This is a genomic window from Citrobacter sp. wls757, from assembly GCF_005280935.1.
Taxonomy (GTDB): Bacteria; Pseudomonadota; Gammaproteobacteria; order Enterobacterales; family Enterobacteriaceae; genus Citrobacter; species Citrobacter portucalensis.
In genome coordinates, this window is sequence record NZ_SZWU01000014.1 from 286 (window position 1) to 5,291 (window position 5,006).

Consider the following 5,006-nt stretch of genomic DNA (forward strand, 5'->3'; position numbering starts at 1 on the left):
TCTGGATCAGCACCGGCTTACCCGATAATGGCTGTTCGGGCAGGCGGGACAGCCAGTCGATGGCGTTCTTCAGTCCGCCCGGAACAGAATAGTTATATTCAGGTGTGACGATGACGACACCGTCAGCCTTTCTGATTTGCTCAGCCAGTGCTTCTACGCTGGCCGGAAAACCTTCTTCCTGTTGGAGGTCGGCATCGTACAGAGGGATATCACCAATCGACGGCAGCGCGTTCACTTCCATTCCCGCTGGAGCAATCTTGGGCAGCGTACGGGCAACCATTCCATTAAACGAACCTTTGCGCAGACTTCCCAGTAACGTAACAACATTCAATGTTTCAGACATGGTGACTCCTGTTTCATCATGAAGGTTAAATCAAAGCGTATGGCTCTTCGCTGCACATAATTGAGAGAACCGGATCAGACGACCCGTTGGCTCATTGGCGCGAGTCTGGATATCAGGCAAACTTTTCCAGTCCTGTTTACCATCAAACTCCCAAACCTTGAGTTTTTCAATGGTTGGCGTAACTGCAACTGACCACACCAGTACATCTTCCGCATCGCAAATGGCTTCAACCTGCGCCACATGGGCACATTTCAGGCGCCCTGCGCCGGGTAAAAGCTGGAGCTCGCGCGGATCGTCATTGCACACATCGCCAGTGAGTTTGAGTACGCTCTGGCGCAATGTAATGAGCTGCGCGCGTGCTTCGTTGGGGTCGTTTTGGTTATTGATCCACAGGTTTTCGTTACTGGAGAAGCGCCACGTTTCCGCTGAATTTGGATTGTGAAACCCGCGGGTGGCCCGCTGAAGTTCCATATCCAGGCCGCACGTTCCTTCAGTTGTTAGCACAACGCCGACGATATTCCCGGCATAGGAAATCGAAAAACCCGGCAGGTTCTTATCGCGAAAAACGGGCTTACCTTTGGCCTGAGTAACAATTTCGGGCAGCGTGCTGGTGCCGTAAAGCATAAACATCAGTTCAGCGAGAAGACTTCGGGAAGCCAGGAAACGTGTCCGGCGATGAGCGGGTAGATCTCTTGCTTCGATATGACATGGAGAAGGGAGGCGAGCTGAAACCAGGTGTCCCTCCGTAAGAATCCCTCTGGCAAAATGTGTCGCCATTTGTCGCTCCGTGATTAATGGTCCGTGATTATTACCAGAGTAACATTTACAAGGCTTCCGGGCAGGCTTTGCTGCCCAAAAACTAAGCGAAAATGGGAGACATTACGCGATATTTACATTTCTGTTGCCAGAATGGTCGATTTAGCAACACCAAAATGAAGGATCGTCAGGAGATATCGCGATAAAGCGCCTTGATCGTGTCTTTTAGCCAGACGATCTTAGGATTGTGGCTGTTGCGTTTATGCCAAAGAAGAGTGAACGGTACGCGCATTTTTTCCAGTTGCGCCGTATCAAATGGCATTGGCCGTGCAACGAGTGGAAGCTGGTGGAGTTGGTTATAACGCTGGCAATAGACCGGTGCGGTGGCTATCAGCGCGTGATCCGGCTGCGCGGCCATAAACAGCGATTGCTCAAAACCGGGCAGACATAACGCGATATTGCGTGCGCGTCCCATTTCTTGCAGGACTTCATCCAGCGCCCATGTATCGCTTTGCTCCCAGCTAATGCTGATGTGCGGATAGCGCAGAAAGGTGTCCAGATTCCACTCTTCCTGCAGTGCGGGATGATCTTCACGTAGCCAGACGCAGGGCAGATCGGAAAACAGCACTTCATGGTCGATCGACAATGGCAACAAACTCAGCAGTTCGCGCGAACGCGGATGACTTTCGCGCCCGGTAAAGCCAATATCCACTTCACCGCGAATAATAGCATCCAGCGAATCATAGTCCCAGTTGCGTATTTTGATTGTCGCCTGGGGGTAGCGCTGATAAATCTGCTGGGAGAGCGCATTGAACATGATCATCACTAACGGCGTTTCGGCCGCCAGATCAAACTTCAGCCCGCGTGGAGACTCATGGTGCGGCTTATCGAGCAACTGATTGCCCATCTGCATCCATTCAGCAAGGCTCTGCTCCATGCTGACCATCAGCGGCGTCGGCGATAGCCCCAGCGGGGTGTTCACAAACAAGGGATCATCAAACCAGGTCCGCAGCTTCGACAGCGACTTACTGACCGCCGACGGTGTGACGTTCATCCGTTTGGCGGTTTTAGTGACGCTGCGTTCCTGCATCAACAGCTGCAGGCAGAGCAATAAATTAAGATCGAGACTGCTGAGGGATTTCTTCATGAGTTGGCGCGGACCGGTTAGGTGCAACAGTGATAATCAGCATGATACTCACTATGCTACAGCCAATCAGAATCCCGATCAGCATATTCAGCGCATCAAGGCCAAGAACCGCCGCCAGCCAAATCCACAGCGAGGAACCGCAAACCTGCGCAATACCTAACGCCGAGCTGGCAACGCCCGCACGCAGCGAGAACGGCCCAAGCGCCTGGCTCATCGCAACACCGAAGCCGACCGAGAATCCAGCGCAGATTAACGTCAGCCCGAAAAGCGTTACTGCGTGTGAAGTGGCAAGGGTTAACACCACGCCGGCACACAGAAACAGCACCTGTGAGGTCAGCATCAGAACGCGAGGCTTAAATACGCTCAGAGCAAATGGCGTCGAGAAAGAGACCGCCATACTGATGCCTGCGGTCATGGCCATCGTGGTGGCGTACTCACCACGGTCGAAGCCCATCACTTCCATCAGCAGCACCGGAGACGTATTCACGAAGGTCAGGATCACCGATACGCTGAGGGTGGTAATGGCCAGACGGCTTAAGAAAAAGCGGTTTACCAGTGATTCGGTCGTGTGGTGCTTTTCCGTCGTCGCCATAAGCGTTGCTGGGCGCGATTCTCGCAGGACAAACACCGACAGCAGGCAAACAGCCACCCCCATTCCCATCATCGTGTAGAACAGGCTCTGCCACGGGTATTTGAGCATGATCAGATGCCCCATCACTGGAGCCAGCACCGGCACGATACAGGTAATACCGTTCAACAACGACAGTACCTTCGCCCGACGGCGATCGTCGAGTGTGTCGCGCAAGATGGCGAAAGCCACCACGTAGCAACAGCCCGCACCTACGCCCTGAATAAAACGACCTATGAGGAATGGTGTACCGCTTTCAGCGAAAGAACATAGCGCAGAGGCGAAAATAAAGATGAGTGCGCCGACTATGGCGACCGGTTTGCGACCTGACTGGTCGGCAATTTTACCGGCGAACAGCATCGCCGTCGCCATTCCTGCCAGATAAACCGAAAACGCGATATGCAGTTGCGCCTCGCTGGCCTGTAAATCGGCAGCAATACGGGGCAGCCCCACCAGATACATATCAATACCGGCAGGATAAAGAAGAACCAGGGCGAAACTGCAGATTAGAAAGCGTGTCATAGCGACCTCATAAGAAATGTGGCGCTAAGCATACGGTCAGAGAGTCAACTGCACGAGTTGCCATTTGGACAACAGTGATTTCCACATGGGAAATAGTTGTTGCCGGATGGCGGCGTAAATGCCTTATCCGGCCTACGGGGCCTGTAGGCCCGGTTAGCATCGCGCCACCGGGCAACACAACGTTACTTACCAATACAGAAGCTGGAGAAAATCCGTCCCAGCAGATCGTCGGAGGTAAATTCTCCGGTGATCTCACTGAGGTTCTGCTGCGCCAGGCGTAGCTCCTCAGCCAGCAATTCTCCGGCCCATGCTCCGAGCAGTTGGGCTTTACCCTGCTCGAGATGCTCCGCCGCTTCTGCCAGCGCCTGCAGGTGACGACGACGCGCCAGGAAGCCGCCTTCCATATTGGTTTCAAAGCCCATGCTCTGTTTGAGATGATTACGCAGTACGTCAACGCCTTCACCGGTACGCGCAGAGAGGCGAACCAGTGAGTGGCCATTTACTTCGCTAAGGCCCAGCGTCTCACCGGTAATATCCGCTTTGTTACGCACCACGGTGATCGGCAGTTTGGCTGGCAGACGGGCAATAAAGTCTGGCCAGATATCTGCCGGGTCCACGGCGTCGGTGGTGGTGCCATCAACCATAAACAGTACACGGTCGGCCTGTTCAATTTCCTGCCAGGCACGTTCGATACCGATGCGTTCAACTTCGTCGTTAGCGTCGCGCAAACCGGCGGTGTCGATGATGTGTAGCGGCATGCCGTCGATGTGAATATGCTCACGCAGCACGTCGCGAGTAGTCCCGGCGATATCGGTGACAATGGCCGCCTCACGGCCAGCCAGCGCGTTCAGCAGGCTTGATTTCCCGGCGTTTGGACGCCCGGCAATCACCACCTTCATCCCTTCGCGCAGCAGGCTGCCCTGACGCGCTTCCGCACGCACGGCATCAAGATCGCTGATAACGTTGTTGAGTTGCGCTTCAATCTTGCCGTCAGACAGGAAGTCGATTTCTTCATCCGGGAAGTCGATCGCTGCTTCAACATAGATGCGCAGGTGAGTGAGCGCTTCCACAAGATGATTTACCCGTGCGGAAAATGCGCCCTGCAACGAGTTCAGCGCCGAGCGAGCGGCTTGCTCTGAGCTGGCATCGATCAGGTCGGCAATCGCCTCGGCCTGGGCTAAATCGAGCTTATCATTGAGAAACGCTCGCTCGGAGAATTCACCCGGTCTGGCAATGCGCAGCCCGGGAATGGTCAGAATACGTTTGAGCAGCAGGTCAAGAATCACTGGACCGCCGTGGCCCTGAAGCTCTAAAACGTCTTCGCCGGTAAAGGAGTTTGGGCCGGGGAACCACAGGGCAATCCCCTGATCCAGCGCGCTGCCATCCGCGTCTTTAAACGGCAGATAATCGGCATAACGCGGTTTGGGCAGTTTCCCCAGTACGGTTTCTGCGACCTCACGCGCCTTCAGGCCGGAGATACGCAGGATACCCACGCCACCACGTCCCGGTGGGGTGGCCTGAGCGACGATGGTGTCGTTATGGCTCATGGTTTGTCTCTTCTTAATGCAATAAAAAAGGCGGTCTAATGACCGCCCTTTACTTTATGTTCC

The 5,006-nt window shown here is 54.5% G+C and carries 5 protein-coding genes; all 5 read right to left on the minus strand.

Annotation, left to right across the window (positions count from 1 at the left end; all coding sequences use genetic code 11):
- On the minus strand, window positions 1-343 hold a 343-nt coding region (locus FDW94_RS23705), incomplete at its 3' end, for an NADPH-dependent FMN reductase (protein WP_249358224.1).
- Between the two features lie 30 nt (window positions 344-373).
- Window positions 374-1,120: a 4'-phosphopantetheinyl transferase superfamily protein gene (locus tag FDW94_RS01390; RefSeq protein WP_003827048.1), complete on the minus strand. Its 747-nt coding sequence runs from the start codon at window positions 1,118-1,120 to the stop codon at window positions 374-376.
- 166 nt (window positions 1,121-1,286) lie between these two features.
- Window positions 1,287-2,246: an HTH-type transcriptional regulator YidZ gene (yidZ, locus tag FDW94_RS01395; RefSeq protein ID WP_003827051.1), complete on the minus strand. Its 960-nt coding sequence runs from the start codon at window positions 2,244-2,246 to the stop codon at window positions 1,287-1,289.
- Window positions 2,215-3,396 carry an MFS transporter gene (locus FDW94_RS01400; RefSeq protein ID WP_137377015.1) on the minus strand — a complete coding sequence of 394 codons (1,182 nt, stop codon included), beginning with the start codon at window positions 3,394-3,396 and terminating at the stop codon, window positions 2,215-2,217. The genes yidZ and FDW94_RS01400 overlap by 32 nt, the downstream gene beginning before the upstream one ends.
- Window positions 3,397-3,578: 182 nt before the next feature.
- Window positions 3,579-4,943: a tRNA uridine-5-carboxymethylaminomethyl(34) synthesis GTPase MnmE gene (mnmE, locus tag FDW94_RS01405; RefSeq protein ID WP_137377016.1), complete on the minus strand. Its 1,365-nt coding sequence runs from the start codon at window positions 4,941-4,943 to the stop codon at window positions 3,579-3,581.
- Window positions 4,944-5,006: the final 63 nt, after the last annotated feature.

Coding starts and splice junctions, on each gene's coding strand:
- FDW94_RS01390 (WP_003827048.1), bottom strand. CDS start 1,120: ATGGCGACACATTTTGCCAGAGGGATTCTTACGGAGGGACACCTGGTT.
- yidZ (WP_003827051.1), bottom strand. CDS start 2,246: ATGAAGAAATCCCTCAGCAGTCTCGATCTTAATTTATTGCTCTGCCTG.
- FDW94_RS01400 (WP_137377015.1), bottom strand. CDS start 3,396: ATGACACGCTTTCTAATCTGCAGTTTCGCCCTGGTTCTTCTTTATCCT.
- mnmE (WP_137377016.1), bottom strand. CDS start 4,943: ATGAGCCATAACGACACCATCGTCGCTCAGGCCACCCCACCGGGACGT.